This is a genomic window from Halomonas ventosae (assembly GCF_004361885.1).
In the GTDB taxonomy this organism is placed as follows: domain Bacteria; phylum Pseudomonadota; class Gammaproteobacteria; order Pseudomonadales; family Halomonadaceae; genus Halomonas; species Halomonas ventosae_C.
Map to the genome: position 1 here is coordinate 1 of NZ_SNWH01000007.1, position 21,020 is coordinate 21,020.

Below are 21,020 nucleotides of genomic sequence, written 5' to 3' on the forward strand. Positions count from 1 at the left end.
GGCGTCCATGGTATTGCTGAGTCGCCAGCTCAGCACCTTGCGGCTGTACCAGTCGATAATGGCGACCAGGTAGACGAACCCGCGTGGCAGACGGATGTAGGTCACATCCGTGCTCCACACCTGGTTCGGTCGCGTGATCGACACACCACGCAGCAGGTACGGATAGACCTTGTGATCGGGGTGCGGCCGGCTGGTCATCGGCCCAGGCGCCATGCCGGCGAGCCCCATGCCGCGCATCAGCCGCTGCACGCGCTTTCGGTTGATCTGATAACCACGGTAGCCCAGCTCGACCACCATTCGTCGACTGCCATAGAACGGACGGCGCGTGTAGATCTCGTCGAGCGCATGGCATAGCTCGAGGTCCAGGGAGGCCGGTGGCTTGGGTTTCTGCCGAGCATACACCGTTGATCTGACAACACCTGCCAGCAGGCACTGCCGGGCCAGTGGCACCTCGTCCGAAGGATCGATCCAACTGTTTGTCGAACAGCGTCGAGGAATCCTCGAGCAGGGCCTTCTTCCACTGACTGACCTGCACCGGATGAACGCCGTAGTCCCGCCCGATCTCGTTGGCCGTCTTCAGCCCTCGGACCGCCTCCAGGGCCACCTTGGCCTTGAGCTCCGGGGAGTGGGTGTTGCGTTTCTGATTGGACATCATCGATCCCTTCGAAATCGGCCAGGCGATAGCTTAAACCAGTGTCTGGATTTCAGGGTCCACTATAGCCCCGCGTGGGAATCCGCCTGGGGGACCTCTGCGACAAGGGCAGTCAGCTGCGCCCCGACGTGGTGTGGTTCGGCGAGGCCGTGCCACATTTTGCGGATGCCTGCGAGATCGCCGCCGAGGCGGACCTGCTGCTGGTGGTCGGTACGTCGCTTGCCGTCATGCCGGCCGCCTCCTTGCTCGACCATACCCCGCTGGACGCGCCCTGCGTGCTGGTCGACCCCGAGACCCATGCTAGAATGCCGCCCCTCCGGCCGGGAGCAAGCCAGCATGCAGGACGACACCTTCCACGACGCCGTCACCGAACGCAATCCCGTGACCGCTCCTTCCAGTGACCCCGCGACCGCTCTCTCCAGTGACCCCGCCACCGGTCTTTCCAGTGACCCCGCCACCGGTCATCCGCGGCCACCGCGCCGCGAGTTCAAGGCGCGGGGCAGTTTCGTCACCCGCTGCGGGGGTTGCCATCTGCCGCAGCTCAACTGCCTCTGCCCCTACCGGGTCAGCGCCACGAGCGAGGCCAGGGTGTGGCTGCTGACCCACCCCGTGGAACACTTTAAGCCTACCAATACCGGACGGCTGATCAGTGACGTCTTGCCCGACACCGAGGTCTTCACCTGGTATCGCACGGTACCGGACGAGCGGCTGTTGGCGCTGCTTGAGGATTCGCGCTACGCGCCCTTCGTGATCTTTCCCGACGACCAGCCGGACTATGCCGATCGGGTGGTCGGCATGGAGAGCGTGACCGAGCGTCAGCAAGGTGGCCGGATACCGGTCTTCATCATCCTCGACGGCACCTGGCGGCAGGCGCGTCGAATATTTCGCAAGAGCCCCTACCTCGACCGGCTGCCGGTGCTGCCGCTGGCCACCCAGCGACTGACCCGCTATCGGCTGCGCAAGCCGGCCTCCGCCGCTCATCTGTGTACTGCCGAGGTGGCCATCGAACTGCTGCGCCAGGCTGGAGACGCGACCGCGGCCGAGGTGCTCGATGACTATTTCGATGCCTTCAATGACAGCTACGCCGCCAGCCGGCGCCACCACAGGCTCGAGGCACCGACGGCGGCGATGCGGCGGCTACTGGTGCGCCGCAACCCTGACGCCTGATCAACCGCCGAACAGTGCTCCGGCGATGCGAAAGCCGGCAATCCAGGTACCGGCGGCGGAGCCGAGGGTAGCGGTGAGGAAGACGAGCAGGATGCGCGAGACCCGGTTGCGCCACCAGCCCTTGAGCTCGGTCACGTCATGGCGCAGGGTCGAGAAGTCCCGCACCTTGGGCTTGCGCAGCCACAGCTCCACCCCGGCGGCGACGAAGCCGGCACCGATGGTGGGGTTGAGCGAGGTCAGCGGGGCGGCGAAGAAGGTGGCTACTACCGTGAGCGGGTGGGCAAGGGCCGCCAGAGTGGCGGCCGCGGAGAGTACGCCGTTGATCAGGAACCACTCCGCCACCAGCTGCCAGCCCAGTTCGGTGTTGCGCGAGAAGCCGATGGCGAAGCCGGTTAGTACCAGCGCGGTGATCGCCCAGGGCAGGGCTTTCCATACCTTCGACGGCGGCGGGGTGGCCTCGAGGCGCCGGCGCTCCGGGGTGGGGTCGGCGGGCAGCGGCTGCTCCAGTTGCTCGGCCATGCCCTTCATGTGGCCGGCGCCGATCACCACCAGCACGTGGCGATAACGGCCGGGACCGGCGTCTTCCGCCAGGCGCAGCACCATGTAGCGGTCCCGCTCGCTGATCAATGGTACGAACAGGGATTGTGACTCGGCGGCGAACTCGCTGAAGGTGGACTCCAGAACGTCGCCCTCCTTGAGCCGTTCGATCTCCTCGGCGGTGACCTGCTGGCGCGACAGTACGCTGCCAAGCAGCCCCGAAAACAGCGAGAAGCGCTGCCACCAGGGCACGTTGTGGTAGATGCGCTTGAGGGTGATGCCCACGTCGCGGTCTATCAGCAGCAGCGGCAATCCGGCGTTGCGGCTCTCCTCCAGGGCGGCACGCATCTCGGCACCGGGCTCGATGCCCGACTGCTCGGCGACGCGCTGCTGGAAGGCCCCCAGCGCCAAGCTGGCGGCCACCATCCCTGCCTTGCCCTGACGGAAGATCTGAAACAGGTCCTGTTCACCCAGGGCGTCGGGATGGGTGAGGCTATGGTGGCGCGAGTCGCACAGCTCGATCGCCACGGCGTCGAACTCGCCGGAACGGATCAGCGCACGCACGTCGGCGGCGCTCTCGGCGGAGACATGGGCGGTGCCCAGCAGCGTATAGCGGGTCTCGCCAATTTGAACGACCCGGCGCGGGCCGCCAACCATGTCGTTGTTCGGGGGGGATGAGGTATCGGGGGCCTGAATATCGGTCATGTCGGCTCGGGTCGAAGGGAGGGGAGTATCATTCATTGCGGTGGTGTGCCGCCGCCATCATTTGCGCCAGAACATCGGCGTGAACAGCACCAGCACCGTGAGGATTTCCAGGCGCCCCATCAGCATGGCAAGGCTCAACAGCCACTTGGCAGCATCCGGCAGACTGGAGAAATTGCCGGCGGGGCCGATGGTGTCCCCCAGGCCGGGGCCGACATTGGCGACGGCGGTGGCGGCACCGGAGAGCGCCGTAACAATGTCCAGGCCCATCAGCGAGAGGCCCAGCGCGACACCCGCGATGGTCAGGAAGAAGAAGAAGGAAAAGGCCACCACACCGCGCGTGACGTCATCGGTCAGCGGTTGACCGTTGTAGCGAGAGGCAAAGACCCCATTGGCATGCACCAGGAAGCGCAACTGGTTGCGCAGCATGATGGCCGCGACCTGGAAGCGGAAGACCTTCATGCCTCCACTGGTTGAGCCGGAGCAACCGCCGACGAAGGTCAGGTAGAAAAACGCCACGATCGCCACGCTGCCCCAGCTGGTGTAGTCGTCCGAGGCGTAGCCGGTGGTGGTGACCACGGAAATGACGTTGAAAGTCACCTGGGTCAGTGCCTCGAAGGCGGGCGTGCCCTGCCAGATCCGCCACAGGGTGAGCCCGAGAATCACCACCAGCAACATCAGCAACAATCCCTGGACTTGCTGGTCTCGCCAGAGGGCCCCGTGAACGCCCCGCAAGACCCGGATGTAGAGCACGAACGGCAGGGCGCCCATGAGCATGAACAGGGAGGCGAACCACAGTAGATGAAGCGTGTCGGCGTAGGCGCCGAAGGACGCATCGGTGTTGGCGAACCCACCAGTGGCAAGCGAGGTCATGCCATGCACGACCGCATCCAGGGGCGCCATGCCGCCCAGCCAGTAGCTGACCATGGCGATCAGGGTGAAGCTGCAGTAGATGCTCAGGGTCGCCTTGGCGATGCCCCCGGTGCGCGGCATCACCTTGTCGGACCAGTCCGACGACTCGGTATGGAACAGGCGCATCCCGCCCACCTTGAGAAACGGCAGGATGGCGATGCCCATGACGATGATGCCGATGCCGCCCAGCCACTGCATGATGCCACGCCATAGCTTCAAGCCATCGGAGAGGTTTTCGATGCCGATGAGGATGGTCGACCCGGTCGTGGTGATGGCGGAGACTGACTCGAAGACGGCATTGGTCACCGACAGTTGAGGCGCACCCAGGGCCAAGGGGAGGCTGGCGAAGCCGCAGATGGTGACCCAGCTCAGGGTGGTGATGACAAACATCTGCCAGGGTTTCAGGGCGATCTCCGCCTGTTGGGTGGTTAGCCAGGTGAAGGCTGCCGCGCCCAGCAAGATAAGGATCGAAAGGCCAAAGGCCCTGGCATCGGGGTCTTTCTCGATGAGCAGGATGAGCCAGGGCACGGCCATGAAAACGGCCAGTACCAGCCACAGCAACGACAATACCTTGAAGATCGGCGCCCAGGGGCGCACGCGCGCACTGATCGTCCTGTTGACCATGCCGGTCATGGATGCCGCCTGCGCTGGCCTTGGGTCGGACGTCGTGTCATCGATAAACGCATGACGATCCCCGCTAGGTTCACTGTGAGTCCCTTGACCCGCAGACGTCTCGCGGGCGGCGTGGCGATGGTTACCTTGCCACCGGAGACGCTGGGGTTGCGACGGTCAGAAAAAGGTTAAACCCACCTGGAACAGCCGCTCCACGTCACGCAGGCGGCGCTTGTCGATCACAAACAGGATGACATGGTCGCCCGACCTTACTACCACGTCGTCATGGGCGATCAGCACCTCCTTGCCGCGCACCACCGCGCCGATGGTGGTGCCCTGGGGCAGGTCGATCTTGCCGATGGCGCGACCCACCACCTTGGACGACTGGGTGTCGCCGTGGGCGATGGCCTCGATGGCCTCGGCCGCGCCGCGGCGCAGCGAGTGGACATTGACGATATCGCCGCGCCGCACGTGGGTCAGCAGGCTGCCGATGGTGGCCTGCTGGGGCGAGATGGCGATATCGATCTCGCCGCCCTGCACCAGGTCGACGTAGGCGGCGTTGTTGATCAGCGTCAGCACCTTCTTGGCGCCCATGCGCTTGGCCAGCAGTGACGACATGATGTTGACCTCGTCATCGTTGGTCAGCGAGCAGAAGATGTCGCACTCCTCGATGTTTTCCTCCTCCAGCAGCCGCTTGTCGGTGGCGCTGCCGTTCAGCACCACGGTACGGTCGAGGCGTTCGGAGAGCTGGCTGCAACGCTCGATGCTGTGCTCGATGATCTTGACCTGGTGGCTGTGTTCCAGGTGCTCGGCCAGGCGCTCGCCGATGTTGCCGCCGCCGGCGATCATCACCCGGCGAAAGTCACGCTCGAGGCGGCGCAGCTCACTCATCACCGCGCGGATGTCGCGGCGGGCGGCGATGAAGAAGACCTCGTCGTCAGCCTCGATGACGGTGTTGCCATGGGGAATGATCGGCCGATTCTTGCGGTAGATCGCCGCCACCCGGGTGTCCACGCTGGGCATGTGGCGGCGCAGGAAGGCCAGCTCCTGACCGACCAGCGGGCCGCCGTAGAAGGCCTTCACGGCCACCAGCTGCACCAGGCCACCGGCGAACTCCAGCACCTGCAGGGCGCCGGGGTGCTCGATCAGCCGGCGGATGTGGTCGGTGACCACCTGCTCAGGGCTAATCAGCACATCGACGGGTACCGCATCGTGGGCGAACAGCCCCTTGCGCGTCAGGTAGGCGGTGGAGCGTACGCGGGCGATCTTGGTCGGGGTGCGAAACAGGGTATGGGCCACCTGGCAGGCGATCATGTTGACCTCATCGGAATTGGTCACCGCGATCAACATATCAGCGTCCTCGCAGCCGGCCTGGCGCAGCACCATGGGATAGGAGGCGGCCCCTGACACCGTGCGGATGTCCAGGCGCGTATGCAGTTCGCGCAGGCGCCCGTTGTCGGTGTCCACCACCGTGATGTCGTTCTCCTCCCGGGCCAGGTGCTCGGCCAGGGTGCCGCCGACCTGGCCGGCGCCGAGGATGATGATCTTCATGGTCGTCGCTGTCCGCTCCGGTCAGAACGCCGGGGATAGAGAGCGGCGCACTGCTGTGCGCCGCAACATAAGAGCTAGCCTAAACCAGCCGTCATGAGAAGAACAGGTCGCGCCCAGGATCAGTCTAGGGTGAAGCCAACCTTGATGGTGACCTGCCAGTGGGCGACCTGCCCGTTGTCAATATGGCCGCGGGTATCCACGACCTCGAACCAGCGCATGCCATGCAGGCTCTCGGCGGCCTTGGTCAGGGCGCTCTGAACGGCGTCCTCGATGCTTTTCTCCGAGGAACCCGTCAACTCGATGTGCTTGTAGGTGTGGTGGCTCACGTAACCTCCCGTGTTGGTGCAATGGAGCGTCCGCTCTCAGGCGGGGTGCTTTTCCAGTCTGGCATAGAAGAAGCCATCATGGCTTTCGGGTTCCGGCAGCAATTGCCGTCCGGCACCTGAGGGGCGTCCCCAGGCCATGTCGGCCAGCGACGTGGCCACTGCCCCCGGGGTGTGCGCGAGGAAACGCGCGATCTGCTCGGCATTCTCCTCGGGCAGTACCGAGCAGGTGGCGTAGAGCAGGGTGCCACCGGGGCGCAGCAGCGGCCAGAGGTTGTCGAGCAGTCGTGCCTGCAGCTCGGCGAGGCGGGGGATGTCAGAGGGGCGGCGTAGCCGCTTGATATCGGGATGGCGACGGATCACGCCGCTGCCGGAGCAAGGGGCATCGAGCAGGATGGCATCGAATGGCGTGCCATCCCACCATTCACGAGTGGTGGCGTCGCCCTCAGCCAGGGTCGCGATGAGCCCCAGGCGCGCCAGGGTATCCTCGACCCGAGCCAGGCGCGCGGCATCGCTGTCGACGGCCTGAAGATCGATATCGAACAACTCCAGGAGATGGGCGGTCTTGCCGCCTGGGGCACAGCAGGCGTCCAGCACGCGGGCGCCGGGACGCGGGGCGATCACCGGACCTAGCAGCACGGCGGCAAGCTGGGCCGACTCGTCCTGGACGCTGACATGGCCCTCGGCGAAGCCGGGCAGTGTCTCGACGTCGCGAGGTGCCTCGAGGGTCACGCCGTCCGGGGCGTGCGTGCATAACCGGGCCGGGATGCCCGCGGCGGCGAGGCGGTCCAGGTACATCTCGCGGTCGCCATGGCGGCGGTTGATCCGCAGTGTCATGGGGCCCGGTATGTTGTTGGCCGCGCAGATGGCGCGCCAGTCGTCGGGCCAGGCCTGACGCAGAGCCGTGAGCCACCAGCGAGGGTGCAGCAGCGCCACGGCCGGGTCGCGGTCGACCTCGGCCTGGAGCTCGGTGTTCTCGCGCTGCAGGCGGCGCAGGCAGCCGTTGAGCACCCGGGTGGCCCACTCCTTGCCGAGCAGGCGGGCGGCACCGGCGGTCTCGCCCACCGTGGCGTGGGCCGGGATGCGCAGGTAGAGCAGCTGGTGGATGCCGAGCAGCAATAGCGCCTGGACGTCGGCGTCGCGGGCTTTGAACGGCTTGTCCAGCAGCTTGCCGGCCAAGGCCTCGAGGCGTGGCAGGGTGCGGCAGGTGCCGTAGCAGAGCGCCTTGAACAGGGCGCGGTCCCGGGCCACGACCTGATGGTCGTCGAGGCCGGTGAGCGAGCCCTTGCCGAGAATCACCGGCGCCAGGGCGCGGGCGGCGGCGGCCCGCACGGCCTGGCCGTTGTCGCGACGGCCTTGGCGAGAAGGGGGAGCGTTGCGCGCCTGATTCATGGGGTGGCCTCCTCATCGGTGCGTCCCAGCCGGGTGCCGGGTGCGAGGCGCTCGGCGCGGGCCTTGAGCAGCTCGCTCACCGCCAGGGGCTTGCCGCCGGGCAGCTGGGCGCGGGTTACCTCAAGCACCTGGTCGCCGGTCGGGCCGCAGGCGATGCGCAGCGCCTGGGGACCATGGGCGAGCAGGCTGCCGGGGGAGCACGAGGCCTCGTCCGCGGTGGGCGAGGCGGCCCGCGCCATCAGCAGGCGCAGGCGGTCATCCCCCAGCGCACACCAGGCCACCGGCCAGGGATTGAAGGCGCGCACCCGGGCGGCGAGTTCCACGGCGGGGCGGCGGAAGTCGAGCTCCGCCTCGGCCTTGGAGAGCTTGGCGGCATAGGTAACTCCTGCCTCGGGCTGGGGAGTGGCGTCGAGCCCTTCGCCGGCCAGCGCATCCAGCGCCTCGACGATGGCCTCGCCGCCCAGGCTCGCCAGGCGGTCGTGGAGCTCGCCACCGGTGGTGGTGGGGGTGATCGGCGTGCGCTTGACCAGCAGCATGTCGCCGGTGTCCAGCCCCGCATCCATCTGCATGATGGTCACGCCGCTTTCCGCGTCGCCGGCCTCGATGGCCCGCTGGATAGGGGCCGCCCCGCGCCAGCGTGGCAGCAGCGAGGCATGCACATTGAGACAGCCCAGCGGGGGGATCTCGAGCACGGCACGCGGCAGGATCAATCCGTAGGCCACCACTACCATGATGTCGGCGCCATGGCGTGCCAGCTCTGCCTGAGCCTCGGGTGCTTTCAGGCTGGCCGGCTGGAAGACCGCCAGGCCGTGTTCGAGGGCGAGGGTTTTCACCGGACTGGGGGTCAGTGTGCGGCCGCGACCGGCCGGGCGGTCAGGCTGGGTATAGACGGCAACGACGTCATGGTGGCTCGCCAGCAGCGCCGTCAGGCTTTTGGCGGCGAAGTCGGGGGTGCCGGCGAAGATCACACGCAGGGGTCGGGACATGGTCAGGGCCTTGCCAGTGGGCGATGCCCCTCATGATAACGGAGGTGGCCGGAAACGACGAAGGCCGACGCCTTGGCGTCGACCTTCCCCGGGTAACAGGGCCGGCGGTCAGGCGGGCTGCATCTGCCGGTGGCGCTTATTCATCTTCTTCAACACCCGGTCGCGCTTGAGCGCGGAGAGGTGGTCGACGAACAGCACCCCCTCCAGGTGATCGTGCTCGTGCTGGATGCAGTGGGCGAGCAGGCCCTCGGCCTCCATCTCGTAGGGCTGCCCGTCACGGTCGAGTGCCTTGAGATGCACCTTCAGGGCGCGGGGAACCTCGGCGTAATAGTCGGGGATCGACAGGCAGCCCTCCTGCATTGGCTCCCGTTCGTCGCCGATGGGCGTGACGGTCGGGTTGATCAGCACCAGCGGGTGCGCGTGGTCGTCGCTGACGTCCATGACGATGACCCGGCGGTGGACATCCACCTGGGTAGCGGCCAGTCCGATGCCGCGTGCGTCGTACATGGTCTCGAGCATGTCCTCGACCAGCCGGCGCACCTCGTCGTCTACCGTCTCAACCGGCGTGGCGATGGTGCGCAGCCGCTCGTCGGGAAATTCGAGGATGGGTAATTTGGCCATGGCGTTGCAATCACCGTTATGCTGTCATTTACAAGATGACACTATTCTAGAAGTCCACGCTTGGTGGGAGTACCGCCAAGTGTGCATTGCATCGATAGCATCTGACTATACCATGTCGTCGCCGTTCCATGGCGTCATCAGGCTTGAGGCTAGCAACGCGGGGAGAGCAGGGATGAGACACACAGGAGGTGCAGCGGAGGGGCGCCGATGGCTGAGAAGGGGATTGGGTAGGCTGCTGGTGGGCGGAGTGCTTGGCCTCGTCACCCTCTTGACCCAGGCTCAGGGCCTTTCCTGGGAGAATGGCCTGAGAGGCGATGCGCCGGATCGCTATACGGTGGTCAGAGGTGACACCCTGTGGGACATCTCCGGGCGTTTCCTGCGCCATCCCTGGCAGTGGCCCGACGTGTGGCAGGTCAATGCGCAGATCGACAATCCACACCTGATCTATCCCGGCGACGTCGTCTACCTCGATGAGTGCAACGGGCGCCCCTGTCTCGGCCTTGAGCGTGGCCAGGGCATCGTGCGGCTCTCGCCGGAGATGCGGAGCATACCCCGCCGCGAGGCCATCGAGCCGATACCGCTGGATGGCGCACGCCAATTCCTGCGCGACCACCGCGTCGTCGACGATGCCGAGACACTCGACGAGCTGGCCTATGTGGTGGCCGGTGATGACGGCCGCCTGATCAGTGGCAGCGGCGATCGCTTCTATGCCCGCGGGCGGGTCGAAGGCGATGGCCGCTTCGGCCTCTATCGGGTGGGGGAGCGCTATGTCGACAGCGCCAGCGGCGAAGCGCTGGCGCTCGAACTGGAGAGCGTCGGCCAGGCACGCCGCCTGCGCCAGGAGGATGACATCGCGGTGATGGAGGTGACCTCCTCTCGCCAGGAAGTGCGCAACGACGACATCGTGCTACCCCTCGAGGAGCGCCAGCTGGTCACCGAGTTCCTGCCCCGCGCTCCCGAGCGGGAAATCGACGGGCGAATCCTGGCGGTGCCTGGGGGGGTGCGCTTTATCGGCCGCCTGCAGGTGGTGGCGCTGGACCGTGGTCGGCGCGATGGCCTCGAGGCGGGCCATGTGCTGATGGTCGAGCAGCGTGGCGAGCGGGTCAGTGACCCGCGCACCAGCGAGGCGTTGCGCCTGCCTGGCGAGGAGGCCGGCCTGGTGATGGTCTTCCGCCCCTACGCGAAGGTGAGCTACGCCCTGGTGATGGAGGCTAGCCGCATGCTCTCGGTGGGCGATCGCATCCACAGCCCGCAACGCCTGCTGGATACGGCACTGTGATAGCCGGCGTTAACATGCAGACGCGGGAATGGCTGGCACTGGCCCGATTGCCCGGTATGGGCGCTGCGCGTCTGGCCAAATGGGTGGCGGAGCGGCCGGACTGGCCTGACGGCTGGCTGGCCGTGCTGCCGCGCGAGGCGGCCATGGCCCTGCGGCTGTGGCTCGACCATCCCGACCGCAGCCCCCTCAGCGCCGAGCTGGACGCCGACGAGGCCTGGCTCGCCGCCGAGCCCGGCCGTCACCTGATCCATCCCGACCATCCCGCTTGGCCGAGGCTGCTCGGGCAGATAGCCGATCCTCCGCCGGTGCTCTGGGCACTCGGCGATCTCGAGGCCCTCGGTCCGCCCCGGCTGGCGATGGTCGGCTCTCGGCGGCCGACCCGCGAGGGGCTCACCAATGCCGCCGGCTTCGCCCGGGAGCTGGCTGCGCGCGGCTGGTGCGTGGTCAGCGGCATGGCTCTGGGCATTGATGCCGCCGCCCAGCAGGCGGCACTCGATGCCGGTGGGACGAGCGTGGCAGTACTCGGCTGCGGGGTGGATGTCATCTATCCGCCGCGTCATCACCGCCTTTATCGGCGCCTGCAGGAGAGCGGCGGATTGCTGCTCTCCGAACATCCCCCGGGCACTCGGGCCCGGGCCGGCTTCTTTCCGCGCCGCAATCGCATCGTCACCGGCCTCTCGTTGGGCGTGCTAGTGGTGGAAGCCGCCGAGAAGAGCGGTTCGCTGGTCAGCGCCCGGCTGGCCCTCGAGCAGAACCGCGAGGTCTTCGCCCTGCCCGGCTCGATCCACAACCCCATGGCGCGAGGCTGCCTGCAGCTGATTCGTGACGGCGCGGTGCTGGTTCGCGAGCTGGACGACATCCTCGCCGAGCTCAGCCAGTGGGCGGTGGTCAGCGCCCCCGCTGCGGTTTCTTCAGCGCCCGAGCCGACCGAGGCCGCGGAGAATTCGCTGCTGCGCTGGCTGAGCGACACGCCCACGCCGGTGGATGCCCTGGTGACGCTCACCGGCCGCGGCGTTGCCGACTGCCAGCGCGGCCTGCTCGAACTGGAGCTGGAGGGGGCGGTGACCCAAGCCGCTGGGGGCTGGGTGCGCCTGCCGACTCGATCAGGGGCGTGATAGGATATGCCCTCTGATGTCGCCATCCGGCCAGTCGACACCCGGCAAGGAGACCCATGACCGAGGCCAACGCTCTCGATGAGGCCATCACGGCCCTGCGTGCCGGTGGCGTGATCGCCTACCCTACCGAGGCCGTCTGGGGGCTGGGGTGCGACCCCGACGACGAGGCGGCCCTTAGCCGCCTGCTGCGCCTCAAGGCGCGCGATCCGGCCAAGGGCGTGATCCTGGTGGCGGCCAGTATCGCGCAGTTCGCGCCCTGGTTGGAGGGGCTGCCCCTCGAGCGTCAGGCTCCGCTGGTGGCGAGCTGGCCGGGGCCGACCACCTGGCTGGTGCCCGACAATGGCCGCTCCCGCGCCCTGGTGCGTGGCAACCATGACCGGGTGGCGATGCGGGTCAGTGCCCACCCATTGGTCGTGGCGCTGTGCGAGGCCTTCGGCGGGCCGCTGGTCTCGACCTCAGCCAACCGCGCCGGCGAGCCGCCGGCGATGAGTGCCGGCGAGGTCAGGGCCGTCTTCGGCGACGCGCTCGACGCGGTGTTGGACGGCCCGCTGGGTGGCCTCGAACGCCCCAGCAGCATCCGTGACCTGGTCAGTGGCCGGGTGCTGCGTTCGTGACCCAACACCTTTCTCATCCATCCTTTTCCAGTCCATTCTCTATCCCGCTCAGGAGGCTCCGTTGGCCCACGCCCATCTCGATGACGTCAAGTGCTACCTGCTCGATCTCCAGGAGCGCCTCTGCGCCTCGCTGGCCGGTGAGGACGGCAAGGACTTCCGTGAGGATGCCTGGCAGCGGCCGGAGGGGGGCGGTGGCCGCTCGCGGGTGATCGAGGATGGCCAGCTCTTCGAGAAGGGTGGCGTCAACTTCTCGCATGTGTTCGGTGCCCGCCTACCGCCCTCATCTACCCAGGCGCGGCCGGAGCTCGCCGGACGCAGCTTCCATGCGCTAGGCGTCTCCTGGGTGCTGCATCCGAAGAACCCCCATGTGCCCACCAGCCATGGCAACGTGCGCTTCCTGATCGCCGAGAAGACCGGTGAGGCGCCGGTGTGGTGGTTCGGTGGCGGCTTCGACCTGACGCCCTACTACCCCGTGCTCGAGGATGTAGTGCACTGGCACCGGGTGGCGCGCGACGCCTGTGCGCCTTTCGGCGACGAGGTCTATCCCCGCTACAAGGCCTGGTGCGACGATTACTTCTATCTCAAGCATCGCGACGAGACCCGTGGCGTCGGCGGGCTGTTCTTCGACGACCTCAACGCGGGCAGCTTCGCTGAGTGCTTTGCCTTCCAGCGCGCGGTGGGCGACGCCTTTCTTGAGGCGTACCTGCCCATTGTGCGCCGCCGTCGTGATACACCCTTCGGTGAGCGCGAGCGCAACTTCCAGCTCTACCGCCGCGGGCGCTACGTGGAGTTCAACCTGGTCTGGGACCGCGGCACCTTGTTCGGACTGCAGAGCGGCGGGCGTACCGAGTCGATCCTGATGTCGCTGCCGCCGCTGGCGCGCTGGGAGTATGACTGGCACCCCGAGCCGGGTAGCCTCGAGGAGGCCCTCTACCGGGATTATCTGCGGCCCCGCGACTGGCTCGGCGAGCCGCACGAGGAGAACGAAGCATGACCGATCGCTACTGCGTCTTCGGCCACCCGGTTGGCCATTCGAAGTCGCCGGCCATCCACGCCGCCTTCGCCGCGCAGACCGGCGATAACATCGAGTACACCGCCATCGAGGCGCCGCTGGATGACTTTGCGGGTGCCTGGCGGCGCTTCGTGGCTGAGGGCGGCCGCGGGGCCAACGTCACCGTCCCCTTCAAGGAGGCGGCCTTCGAGCTCTGCGACACGCTCAGCGAACGCGCGCGTCGAGCCGGGGCGGTGAACACCCTGATTCTCGGCGGTAACGCCCTGACATACGGCGATACCACTGACGGGGTCGGTCTAGTGCGCGATCTGAAGCGCCATGGCGTGGAATTGACCGGGGCCCGCATCCTGGTGCTGGGCGCCGGGGGGGCGGTGCGCGGCGTGCTAGAACCGCTACTGTCCGAGGAGCCGGTGAGCCTCTTCGTGGCCAATCGCACCGCGGCCAAGGCCGAGGCGCTGGCCGCTGACTTTTGCGAACTGGGTACGATCGCCGGCGGTGGCTTCGAGGCGGTGGAAGGGCCCTATGAGCTGATAATCAACGGCACCAGCGCGAGCCTTGCCGGTGACCTGCCGCCGCTTCCCGAGGCGCTGTTCAACGACGGCGGCATCGCCTACGACATGATGTACGCCAGCGAGCCCACGCTCTTCCTGCGCTGGGCCGCCGAGCGCGGCGCGGCCACCATCGACGGGCTGGGCATGCTGGTCGAGCAAGCGGCGGAATCGTTCTTCCAGTGGCGCGGCAGGCGCCCCGATACCGGCCCGGTACGCGAGGCACTCAGGCGGACGCTGTGACTTTGGCGTCGCTGTCAGCATCTCTTGACGTAGAGCCCTTAGCGGCGTTTCACATAGAGCCCTCAGCGTCTCTTGACGTAAAGCCCCACCATGCATAGCGCCACGCCGGCCAGCGAGGTCAGCATGCCGCCGTTGACCATCCAGGGATGGCGTTCGCTCCAGGGCACGAACGGCTGAACGGTGTCGCGGCAGATGCCGGCCCGGTAGTCCCAGTGCCCCTCCTGGACGAGCAAGCAGTCGCGCACGTCACCCAGTTCCATGAAGTAGGCTCCCATCAGCACTAGGATGGGGGCAACCAGCAGCAGCAATCCGATCTTCAGCATGGCGTCGAGCATTCCTTCAGGGGCGCGGGCAGTGGGGGGTGCGTCCAGCGCGGTGGGCCCGCTCATAGCGAGCCATGGCCTCGTCCATGGCCGCTTCCAGGCCGTCGATGCGCTGGCCGTGGCTGGGGTGGGTGGACATCCAGACGGGGGGCTGGGCGCCGCCGGCGGCACTCATGTTGTTCCACAGCGCGATGCTGGCGCGCGGGTCGAAGCCGGCGTCGGCCATCAGGTTCAGGCCCAGGATGTCGGCCTCGCTTTCGTGGCTGCGCGAGAAAGGCAACAGGATGCCATACTGGGCCCCCATGCCCAGCGCCGCCATCATGGTATCGCCCGCAGGGCCCTGCATGCCGGCAGCCGACGAGATCGCCGACAGGCCGAACTCGGTGGCGGTCTGGGTGGAGGCGCGCTCGTTGGCATGGCGGGCCAGCACATGGGCGATCTCGTGGCCGATCACCGCGGCGAGCTGGTCCTGGTTCTGCGCCACCCTGAGCAGGCCGGTGTTGATGCCCACGTAGCCGCCGGGCAGGGCGAAGGCGTTGGCCTGCTCGGAGGCGAACACCTCGACCTGCCAGTTCTGGTTGCGCTCCCGCTCGGGCAGGACGCGAACCACGGCCTGGGTCACGCACTGCACGTAGCGCAGCGGGGCGCCACCCACAGTGGGCAGCTCCTGCTGGTACTGGGCGAAAGCCTGGGCACCCATCTGGTCGAGCTGGGCGTCGGACATCAACATGAGTTGCGGGCGCCCGGTAGGCGAGGTGGAGCAGGCGGCGAGGCTGACGCTTAGGGCGCCAGCGGCAAGGTAACGGGTCAAACGCATGGTGAGCTCCTATCGATGCCAGATCAGCGAGACTCTGGACGGGGCGTCGAGGTTCGCCACAAGATACCCCGAACGTCGGTGAGGTCAACCGGCAAACCTGCACACAGGGAGGAAACCCCATGGACGCCGAGCTATCGCGTCGTTTGCTCACGTTGCTGGATCACCTCGAGCACTGGCTGCCGCCACCCTCGGTGGAGGTGGATTGGTCGCGGGATGTGGCCGCCCTCTGGCAGCGCCATGCCCTGGGGGGGCGGCTGCTGCCAGTGCCGCCCCGTGACGCCCTGGCACTCGATGACCTGCTGGGCATCGAACGCCAGAAGCTGGCGCTGGTCGACAACACCCGCGCCTTCCTGCAGGGCCATCCCGCCAACCATGCCCTGCTGTGGGGCTCGCGGGGCAGCGGCAAGTCGTCGCTGATTCGTGCTTTGCTCAACAGCCTGTCCGCCGAGGGCCTGCGCCTGGTGCAGGTGGACCGCCACGATCTTGCAGCGCTGCCGATGCTGGTAGAGCAGTTGCGCCACCAGCCGCAGCGTTTCGTGGTCTACTGCGACGATCTCTCCTTCGAGGGCCATGATGATGCCTATAAGGCGCTGAAGAGCGTGCTGGATGGCGCCCTGACCGGTCCGCCGCCCAACGTGCTGCTCTACGCCACCTCCAACCGCCGCCATCTGTTGCCCGAGTCGATGAACGACAACGAGGGCTCGCGGCTGGTGGGCGATGAGCTTCACCACGGCGATGCCGTGGAAGAGAAGATCTCGCTCTCCGATCGCTTCGGCCTGTGGCTGGGCTTTCACCCCTTCAGCCAGGACGTTTACCTAGAGGCCTGCTGCCACTGGGTCACCCAGCTGGGCCGTCGCGAAGACTGGAACGCCGAGGCGCGGGCCGAGGCGATCCGTTTCGCCACCCTGCGCGGTGGGCGCAGCGGCCGCGGTGCCTGGCAGTTCGCTACCCAGTGGGTCGGCAAGCGCCGCCTACAGGGGAAGTAGGCAAAAGCCTGTCGTCGGGATAGCCCCAAGGGTTGATCAAGTCAGTCGCCTAGCGGCGGCTCTTGCGTGCCTCCTTGGTGCGTCCCAGTTCCCGCTTCTTGGCCTTCTCCCTGTCGCTGGCATCGGCCATGTTGTCGTAGGGGTTCTTGCCCGAGCGGAATTCGAAGCGCATGGGCGTTCCGCGCACCTTGAGCACCTTGCGGAAGGTATTGGTCAGATAGCGCTTGTAGGCCTCCGGCAGCGCGTCGGTCTGGTTGCCATGGACGACGATGATCGGCGGGTTGCTGCCGCCCTGGTGGGCCATGCGCAGCTTGATGCGTCGTCCGTGTACCAGCGGTGGCTGGTGGGCTTCCACGGCATCCTGAAGAATGCTGGTCAGGCGGTGGGTGGACCAGTGGGCATTGGCCGAGGCGAAGGCGCGCTCCAGCGAGGGATAGAGATCCCCCACCCCGGTGCCATGCAGCGCTGAGATAAAGTGCAGGTCCGCATAGTCGGCAAAGCCCAGGCGTCGCCTGATCTCGGCGCGCATGCTCTCCTTGGCCTCGTGTTCCAGGCCGTCCCACTTGTTGACCGCCAGCACCAGGGCGCGGCCGCTGGTCAGCACATAGTCGAGCAGGTGCAGATCCTGTTCCACCAGGCCGCTGCGGGCGTCGAGCACCACGATGGCCACGTGGCACTCCTTGATCGCCTCCAGGGTCTTGATGATCGAGAACTTCTCGGCGATCTCGCTGACATTCTTGCGCCGCCTGACCCCGGCGGTATCCACCAGCACATAGGGTTTGCCGCGCCGCTCGAAGGGGATCTCGATGGCGTCGCGGGTGGTGCCGGCTTCGTCGAAGACCACCACCCGCTGCTCGCCGAGCATGCGGTTGACCAGGGTCGACTTGCCCACGTTGGGGCGGCCGATCACGCCGATACGGATGCCCCTGGTGCCGGTGTCCGCGGGGATGCTCTCGTCGCGTGCGGCAAACGGCTCGAGCACCGCTTCGATCAAGGTGGTGACGTTGCGCCCATGGGCCGCGGCGATGGGATGCGGGTCGCCAAGCCCCAGCTGCCAGAATTCGGCCATGGCGCTGTGCTCCTCCAGGCCATCGACCTTGTTGACCACAAGCCAGGTCTTTTTCTGGTTGACCCGCAGGTGGTTGGCGATGGCCTCGTCGGCGACGTTGAGGCCGGCGCGGGCGTCGACCAGGAACAGCACGATGTCGGCCTCGTCGATGGCCACCAGTGACTGCTCGGCCATGGCGGCGTCGATGCCCTCCTCGTCACCGCTGATGCCACCGGTATCGATCACCGTATAGGCCTTGTCGCCGAGCATGCCGTTGCCGTACTTGCGGTCGCGGGTCAGCCCGGGGAAGTCGGCCACCAGAGCGTCCCGTGAGCGGGTTAGCCGATTGAAGAGCGTCGACTTGCCGACGTTGGGGCGGCCGACCAGGGCGATCACCGGCGTCATGGACGCAGCTCCAGGGCTTCCAGGGTGCCATCGTTAGCCAGCGCATAGATGCGCCGGCGGTCGGTGAGCGGGCGCACGCCGATCCCCGAGCCGTCGACGTGGGTGCGTCCGACAACATTACCCTCACGGGCGTCGATCAGGTGCAGATAGCCCTCGGCGTCGCCCACCACCAGATGGTCGGTGGCGTAGGCCGGCGCGGTGAGCGAGCGGCCCTCCAGCGTCTCGTTGCGCCAGAGCTCGTTGCCGGACCCGGCATCCACGGCGATGACGTGGCTGGCCTCGTCGACCACGAACAGGACATTTCCCACCAGGATCGGGGTATGGTAGCTGGAGAGCTCGCGGGCCCACTGTATTTCGCCGGAGGGCGCGTCGAGGGCGGCCAGGCGGCCGTTGTAGCTGGTCACAAAGAGCCGGCCGTCCTGGGTAAGCACCGGCTGGCCGGCCAGGTCGACCAGGCGGTCGATCTCGCTGCGCCCCTGGGGAATGGCGATGCGGCGCTCCCAGAGCGGCTGGCCGCTGCGGTTGTCCAGCGTCACCAGCCGGCCGTTGGCGAAACCGGCGAAGGTGACCGGGTCGATCACCGTGGGCGTGCCGGTGCCGCGTAGGGTCAGCGAGGGGCGCGGACCGCTGTAGACCCAACGCTCGTCGCCGCTTTGGCGATCCAGGGCGGTGATGCGTCCATCCACGGCCTGGACGACCAGCAGCTGCTGGTTGGCCTGGGGCGCCGCCAGCACCTCGCTGGTAACCTGTGTGCGCCACTGGATCTCGCCATCGGTCTGGTCCAGGGACAGCACCTCGCCGTTGCGGGTAGCCAGGTAGAGGCTGCCAGCAACGGCGGTCAGGCCGCTGGAGACCGGCGTGTCGAGCTCGACCGCCCAGCGGGTTTCGCCGCTGTCCGCATCCAGCGCTTCCACCAGGCCGCGGCCGTCGGCGGCGAATAGGGTGTCGCCATCCTGGGCCGGTTCCACGGGGTAGCCGGCCTCGCCCAGCCCCTTGCCGATGCGCTCGCGCCACAGAGTCTTAAGCTCGGTGGTGGCATTCAGGGATTGCAGTTCCCGCGGGGCGTATTCGGGCTGGGGCTTGCTGGCGCAGCCGGCCAGCAGAGCCAGCGCGGTAGTAGTGGCGGCAATCAGCAGGGTGGGTCTCATAGCATGGCCTCCTCGGTGCCCAGATCGTCCAGCTTGAGCTGGACGCCGTACAATGGCTGGTCACGTTGCTCGGCAAGCGTCAACGCGTGGTGCCACGCCTCGCGCGCCAGCTCAACGTGCCCCAGGGCATGCTGGGCATCGCCGCGGACGTCGGCGCGCAGAACCGCTAGGCTCTCGGGCACGCCCTCCAGGGTGGCCAGGGCCGTCTCGGCATTGCCGGCAGCGAGCTGCAGGCGGGCCAGCCGCAGGCGCGCCAGCCCTTTGAGATAGCCACGCTTGCTCTCCTCCACCACCGTCTCGAGGGCGGCCCGCGCCCGCTCACGGTCGCCTGCGTCGATGGCCAGGCGGGCGTCGAGCAGGCGTGCCAGATCGGCGTAGAGGGTCTTGGCGTGTTCGTCGGTGATCTCGCCGACCAGTTCGTTGGCCCGCTGTCGGGCCGGCTCATCCAGGCCATTCCGGCCGGCGAGGTCGAGCAGCTGCTGGTAGCGCAGGGAGGCGGCCTCGGCCTTGCTCGCCTGGTAGTCCTGCCAGGTGTTCCAGCCGAACACGCCGGCCGCGGCGATGACTACGCCGGCGATCAGCGAGGTGCCGTTCTGCTTCCACCAGCGCTTGATGGCCTCAAGCTGTTCTTCCTCGGTTCTCAGCTCCGCCACGGGCGGTCTCCTCTGATGCAGGTGTCCGTCAGGCGAAGGGTTCGCCTTTCAGCAGGGGGGTCAGGTGCTCGACGAGCCCGGCCTGGGGGAGGCGCTGCTGCTCGCGCGCCTCGCGCAGGAACTTCAGGGTCACGTTGCCCTCTGCGAGCTCGTCCTCGCCGAGCAGCAGAGCCAGACGGGCGCCGCTGCGATCGGCCTTCTTGATGCGGCTCTTGAAGCTGCCACCGCCGCAGTGCAACTGCACGCGTAGCGCCGGCAGTGCCTCGCGCAGGCGCTCGCCGAGCAGCAGGGCGGGGGTGGTGGCCGATTCGTCCATGGGCAGCAGGTAGACGTCCAGCTCGTCACGGGCGCTGTCGGGCACCAGCGCCAGGGTCTCGAGCAGCAGCACCAGCCGCTCGAGACCCAGCGCGAAGCCCACTGCCGGGGTCGGCTTGCCGCCGAGCTGCTCCACCAGGCCATCGTAGCGGCCGCCGGCGCACACCGTGCCCTGGCTGCCGAGTGCCGTGGTGGTCCACTCGAAGACGGTACGCCCGTAGTAGTCCAGGCCGCGCACCAGCCGCGGATTGATCACGTAGTCGATGCCGGCAGCGTCGAGCAGCGCGCAGAGCTGCTCGAAGTGGGTGCGGGAGGCGTCATCCAGGTGGTCCATCAGCCGCGGCGCGGCGTCGAGTATCTCCGACATGGCGGGATTCTTGGAGTCGAGGATGCGCATCGGATTGCTGGTCAGGCGCCGACGGGAGTCTTCGTCGAGCGTTTCGTAGTGGGCCTCGAAGTAGGCCACTAGGGTGTCGCGGTAGGCGGCACGGGCCTCGGCGGAGCCCAGCGAGTTGAGCTCCAGGGAGACGTGCTGGTACAGGCCCAGCGCCTTCCACAGGCGGGCCGAGAGCAGGATCGTCTCGGCGTCGATGTCTGGCCCCGCGAGGCCGAAAGCCTCCACGCCGACCTGATGGAACTGGCGGTAACGGCCCTTCTGGGGGCGCTCGTGGCGAAACATCGGTCCCTGGTACCAGAGGCGTTGGGTCTGGTTGTGCAGCAGGCCGTGCTCCATGGCGGCGCGCACGCAGCTGGCCGTGCCTTCCGGGCGCAGGGTCAGGCTGTCGCCGTTGCGGTCATCGAAGGTATACATCTCCTTTTCGACGATATCGGTGACCTCGCCGATGGAGCGCTTGAACAGCGCTGTCTGCTCGATGATGGGCGTGCGGATCTCGGCGTAGCCATAGCGGCGCATCAATGCCTGGACCTGGCCCTCAACGTACTGCCACAGCGCCGACTGGTTCGGTAGCAGGTCGTTCATGCCGCGGATGGCCTGGATCTTCTTCTTGCTTGGCTCTTTCTGACTCGCTTGGGACGTGCTCAATGCTGGCTCCTTGTCTG

The 21,020-nt window shown here is 67.3% G+C and carries 20 protein-coding genes and 2 pseudogenes; 8 read left to right on the top strand and 14 right to left on the bottom strand.

The genetic code is table 11. The features are described from left to right. Positions 1-655, bottom strand: a pseudogene (locus DFO68_RS15805) (IS3 family transposase); the annotation flags it as partial. 65 nt (positions 656-720) lie between these two features. Between DFO68_RS15805 and DFO68_RS07230 the strand changes: the two are divergent. Continuing rightward, a pseudogene (locus tag DFO68_RS07230) lies at positions 721-1,053 on the top strand (Sir2 family NAD-dependent protein deacetylase); the annotation flags it as partial. Continuing rightward, positions 989-1,819: a tRNA-uridine aminocarboxypropyltransferase gene (locus DFO68_RS07235; protein WP_133482995.1), complete on the top strand. Its 831-nt coding sequence runs from the start codon at positions 989-991 to the stop codon at positions 1,817-1,819. The pseudogene DFO68_RS07230 and the gene DFO68_RS07235, both read left to right, overlap by 65 nt. Here the strand turns inward: DFO68_RS07235 and DFO68_RS07240 are convergent, their stop codons facing one another. The 7 genes from DFO68_RS07240 to def all read right to left on the bottom strand — a co-directional run bounded on the left by DFO68_RS07240 (position 1,820) and on the right by def (position 9,455). Next, entirely contained in the window at positions 1,820-3,061 is a 1,242-nt protein-coding gene (locus tag DFO68_RS07240) for a TraB/GumN family protein (protein WP_133482996.1), read from the bottom strand. A gap of 57 nt (positions 3,062-3,118) precedes the next feature. Beyond that, on the bottom strand, positions 3,119-4,594 hold the full coding sequence (locus DFO68_RS07245) for a TrkH family potassium uptake protein (protein WP_133483114.1): 1,476 nt from the start codon (positions 4,592-4,594) through the stop codon (positions 3,119-3,121). A 165-nt stretch (positions 4,595-4,759) separates the two neighbouring features. Beyond that, on the bottom strand, positions 4,760-6,133 hold the full coding sequence (gene trkA, locus DFO68_RS07250) for a Trk system potassium transporter TrkA (RefSeq protein ID WP_133482997.1): 1,374 nt from the start codon (positions 6,131-6,133) through the stop codon (positions 4,760-4,762). A 119-nt stretch (positions 6,134-6,252) separates the two neighbouring features. Further along, positions 6,253-6,459 carry a dodecin gene (locus tag DFO68_RS07255; RefSeq protein WP_133482998.1) on the bottom strand — a complete coding sequence of 69 codons (207 nt, stop codon included), beginning with the start codon at positions 6,457-6,459 and terminating at the stop codon, positions 6,253-6,255. A gap of 36 nt (positions 6,460-6,495) precedes the next feature. Then, positions 6,496-7,848: a 16S rRNA (cytosine(967)-C(5))-methyltransferase RsmB gene (gene rsmB, locus DFO68_RS07260; protein ID WP_133482999.1), complete on the bottom strand. Its 1,353-nt coding sequence runs from the start codon at positions 7,846-7,848 to the stop codon at positions 6,496-6,498. Beyond that, positions 7,845-8,834, bottom strand: a complete 990-nt coding sequence (fmt, locus tag DFO68_RS07265) for a methionyl-tRNA formyltransferase (RefSeq protein WP_133483000.1) — start codon at positions 8,832-8,834, stop codon at positions 7,845-7,847. Before fmt ends, rsmB begins: the two co-directional genes overlap by 4 nt. 108 nt (positions 8,835-8,942) lie before the next feature. Continuing rightward, positions 8,943-9,455: a peptide deformylase gene (gene def / locus DFO68_RS07270; protein WP_133483001.1), complete on the bottom strand. Its 513-nt coding sequence runs from the start codon at positions 9,453-9,455 to the stop codon at positions 8,943-8,945. Positions 9,456-9,627: 172 nt separating this feature from the next. Between def and DFO68_RS07275 the strand changes: the two genes are divergently transcribed. The 5 genes from DFO68_RS07275 to aroE all read left to right on the top strand — a co-directional run bounded on the left by DFO68_RS07275 (position 9,628) and on the right by aroE (position 14,266). Next, positions 9,628-10,734, top strand: a complete 1,107-nt coding sequence (locus tag DFO68_RS07275) for a LysM peptidoglycan-binding domain-containing protein (RefSeq protein WP_133483002.1) — start codon at positions 9,628-9,630, stop codon at positions 10,732-10,734. Between the two features lie 14 nt (positions 10,735-10,748). Further along, positions 10,749-11,849, top strand: coding sequence for a DNA-processing protein DprA (gene dprA, locus DFO68_RS07280; RefSeq protein WP_133483003.1), 1,101 nt, complete (start codon positions 10,749-10,751; stop codon positions 11,847-11,849). 56 nt (positions 11,850-11,905) lie between these two features. Further along, entirely contained in the window at positions 11,906-12,463 is a 558-nt protein-coding gene (locus tag DFO68_RS07285) for an L-threonylcarbamoyladenylate synthase (RefSeq protein ID WP_133483004.1), read from the top strand. A gap of 61 nt (positions 12,464-12,524) precedes the next feature. Then, complete coding sequence (gene hemF / locus DFO68_RS07290) at positions 12,525-13,457, top strand: oxygen-dependent coproporphyrinogen oxidase (protein ID WP_133483005.1); 933 nt, start codon at positions 12,525-12,527, stop codon at positions 13,455-13,457. Further along, complete coding sequence (aroE, locus tag DFO68_RS07295) at positions 13,454-14,266, top strand: shikimate dehydrogenase (protein ID WP_133483006.1); 813 nt, start codon at positions 13,454-13,456, stop codon at positions 14,264-14,266. The genes hemF and aroE overlap by 4 nt, the downstream gene beginning before the upstream one ends. Positions 14,267-14,328: 62 nt before the next feature. Here aroE and DFO68_RS07300 read toward each other — a convergent pair whose 3' ends face one another. Both DFO68_RS07300 and DFO68_RS07305 read right to left on the bottom strand, forming a co-directional pair. After that, positions 14,329-14,589, bottom strand: a complete 261-nt coding sequence (locus DFO68_RS07300) for a hypothetical protein (RefSeq protein ID WP_133483007.1) — start codon at positions 14,587-14,589, stop codon at positions 14,329-14,331. Positions 14,590-14,605: 16 nt separating this feature from the next. After that, a complete protein-coding gene (locus tag DFO68_RS07305; protein WP_133483008.1) occupies positions 14,606-15,406 on the bottom strand; it encodes a M48 family metallopeptidase in 801 nt (266 codons plus the stop codon). Positions 15,407-15,525: 119 nt separating this feature from the next. Between DFO68_RS07305 and DFO68_RS07310 the strand changes: the two genes are divergently transcribed. Beyond that, positions 15,526-16,392, top strand: coding sequence for an ATP-binding protein (locus DFO68_RS07310; RefSeq protein ID WP_133483009.1), 867 nt, complete (start codon positions 15,526-15,528; stop codon positions 16,390-16,392). 49 nt (positions 16,393-16,441) lie between these two features. Here the strand turns inward: DFO68_RS07310 and der are convergent, their stop codons facing one another. The 4 genes from der to hisS are packed head-to-tail and all read right to left on the bottom strand — an operon-like array spanning position 16,442 to position 21,003. Then, positions 16,442-17,845 (bottom strand): ribosome biogenesis GTPase Der, encoded by a 1,404-nt coding sequence (der, locus tag DFO68_RS07315; protein ID WP_133483010.1) that lies wholly within the window; start codon positions 17,843-17,845, stop codon positions 16,442-16,444. Beyond that, entirely contained in the window at positions 17,842-18,993 is a 1,152-nt protein-coding gene (gene bamB / locus DFO68_RS07320) for an outer membrane protein assembly factor BamB (protein WP_133483011.1), read from the bottom strand. Before bamB ends, der begins: the two co-directional genes overlap by 4 nt. Continuing rightward, the gene (locus DFO68_RS07325; RefSeq protein WP_133483012.1) at positions 18,990-19,646 is read right to left on the bottom strand and encodes a YfgM family protein; all 657 of its coding nucleotides are present in this window, start codon (positions 19,644-19,646) and stop codon (positions 18,990-18,992) included. The genes bamB and DFO68_RS07325 overlap by 4 nt, the downstream gene beginning before the upstream one ends. A gap of 28 nt (positions 19,647-19,674) precedes the next feature. Beyond that, positions 19,675-21,003, bottom strand: coding sequence for a histidine--tRNA ligase (gene hisS, locus DFO68_RS07330; protein WP_279512799.1), 1,329 nt, complete (start codon positions 21,001-21,003; stop codon positions 19,675-19,677). Positions 21,004-21,020 lie beyond the last annotated feature (17 nt).

What these genes read in the sequence shown, in the direction of transcription:
- DFO68_RS07285 (WP_133483004.1), top strand. Translation starts at nt 11,906, where the DNA reads ATGACCGAGGCCAACGCTCTCGATGAGGCCATCACGGCCCTGCGTGCC.
- DFO68_RS07305 (WP_133483008.1), bottom strand. Translation starts at nt 15,406, where the DNA reads ATGCGTTTGACCCGTTACCTTGCCGCTGGCGCCCTAAGCGTCAGCCTC.
- DFO68_RS07235 (WP_133482995.1), top strand. Translation starts at nt 989, where the DNA reads ATGCAGGACGACACCTTCCACGACGCCGTCACCGAACGCAATCCCGTG.
- dprA (WP_133483003.1), top strand. Translation starts at nt 10,749, where the DNA reads ATGCAGACGCGGGAATGGCTGGCACTGGCCCGATTGCCCGGTATGGGC.
- aroE (WP_133483006.1), top strand. Translation starts at nt 13,454, where the DNA reads ATGACCGATCGCTACTGCGTCTTCGGCCACCCGGTTGGCCATTCGAAG.
- DFO68_RS07240 (WP_133482996.1), bottom strand. Translation starts at nt 3,061, where the DNA reads ATGACCGATATTCAGGCCCCCGATACCTCATCCCCCCCGAACAACGAC.
- def (WP_133483001.1), bottom strand. Translation starts at nt 9,455, where the DNA reads ATGGCCAAATTACCCATCCTCGAATTTCCCGACGAGCGGCTGCGCACC.
- trkA (WP_133482997.1), bottom strand. Translation starts at nt 6,133, where the DNA reads ATGAAGATCATCATCCTCGGCGCCGGCCAGGTCGGCGGCACCCTGGCC.
- DFO68_RS07245 (WP_133483114.1), bottom strand. Translation starts at nt 4,594, where the DNA reads ATGGTCAACAGGACGATCAGTGCGCGCGTGCGCCCCTGGGCGCCGATC.
- DFO68_RS07275 (WP_133483002.1), top strand. Translation starts at nt 9,628, where the DNA reads ATGAGACACACAGGAGGTGCAGCGGAGGGGCGCCGATGGCTGAGAAGG.
- bamB (WP_133483011.1), bottom strand. Translation starts at nt 18,993, where the DNA reads ATGAGACCCACCCTGCTGATTGCCGCCACTACTACCGCGCTGGCTCTG.
- fmt (WP_133483000.1), bottom strand. Translation starts at nt 8,834, where the DNA reads ATGTCCCGACCCCTGCGTGTGATCTTCGCCGGCACCCCCGACTTCGCC.
- rsmB (WP_133482999.1), bottom strand. Translation starts at nt 7,848, where the DNA reads ATGAATCAGGCGCGCAACGCTCCCCCTTCTCGCCAAGGCCGTCGCGAC.
- DFO68_RS07300 (WP_133483007.1), bottom strand. Translation starts at nt 14,589, where the DNA reads ATGCTGAAGATCGGATTGCTGCTGCTGGTTGCCCCCATCCTAGTGCTG.
- DFO68_RS07310 (WP_133483009.1), top strand. Translation starts at nt 15,526, where the DNA reads ATGGACGCCGAGCTATCGCGTCGTTTGCTCACGTTGCTGGATCACCTC.
- der (WP_133483010.1), bottom strand. Translation starts at nt 17,845, where the DNA reads ATGACGCCGGTGATCGCCCTGGTCGGCCGCCCCAACGTCGGCAAGTCG.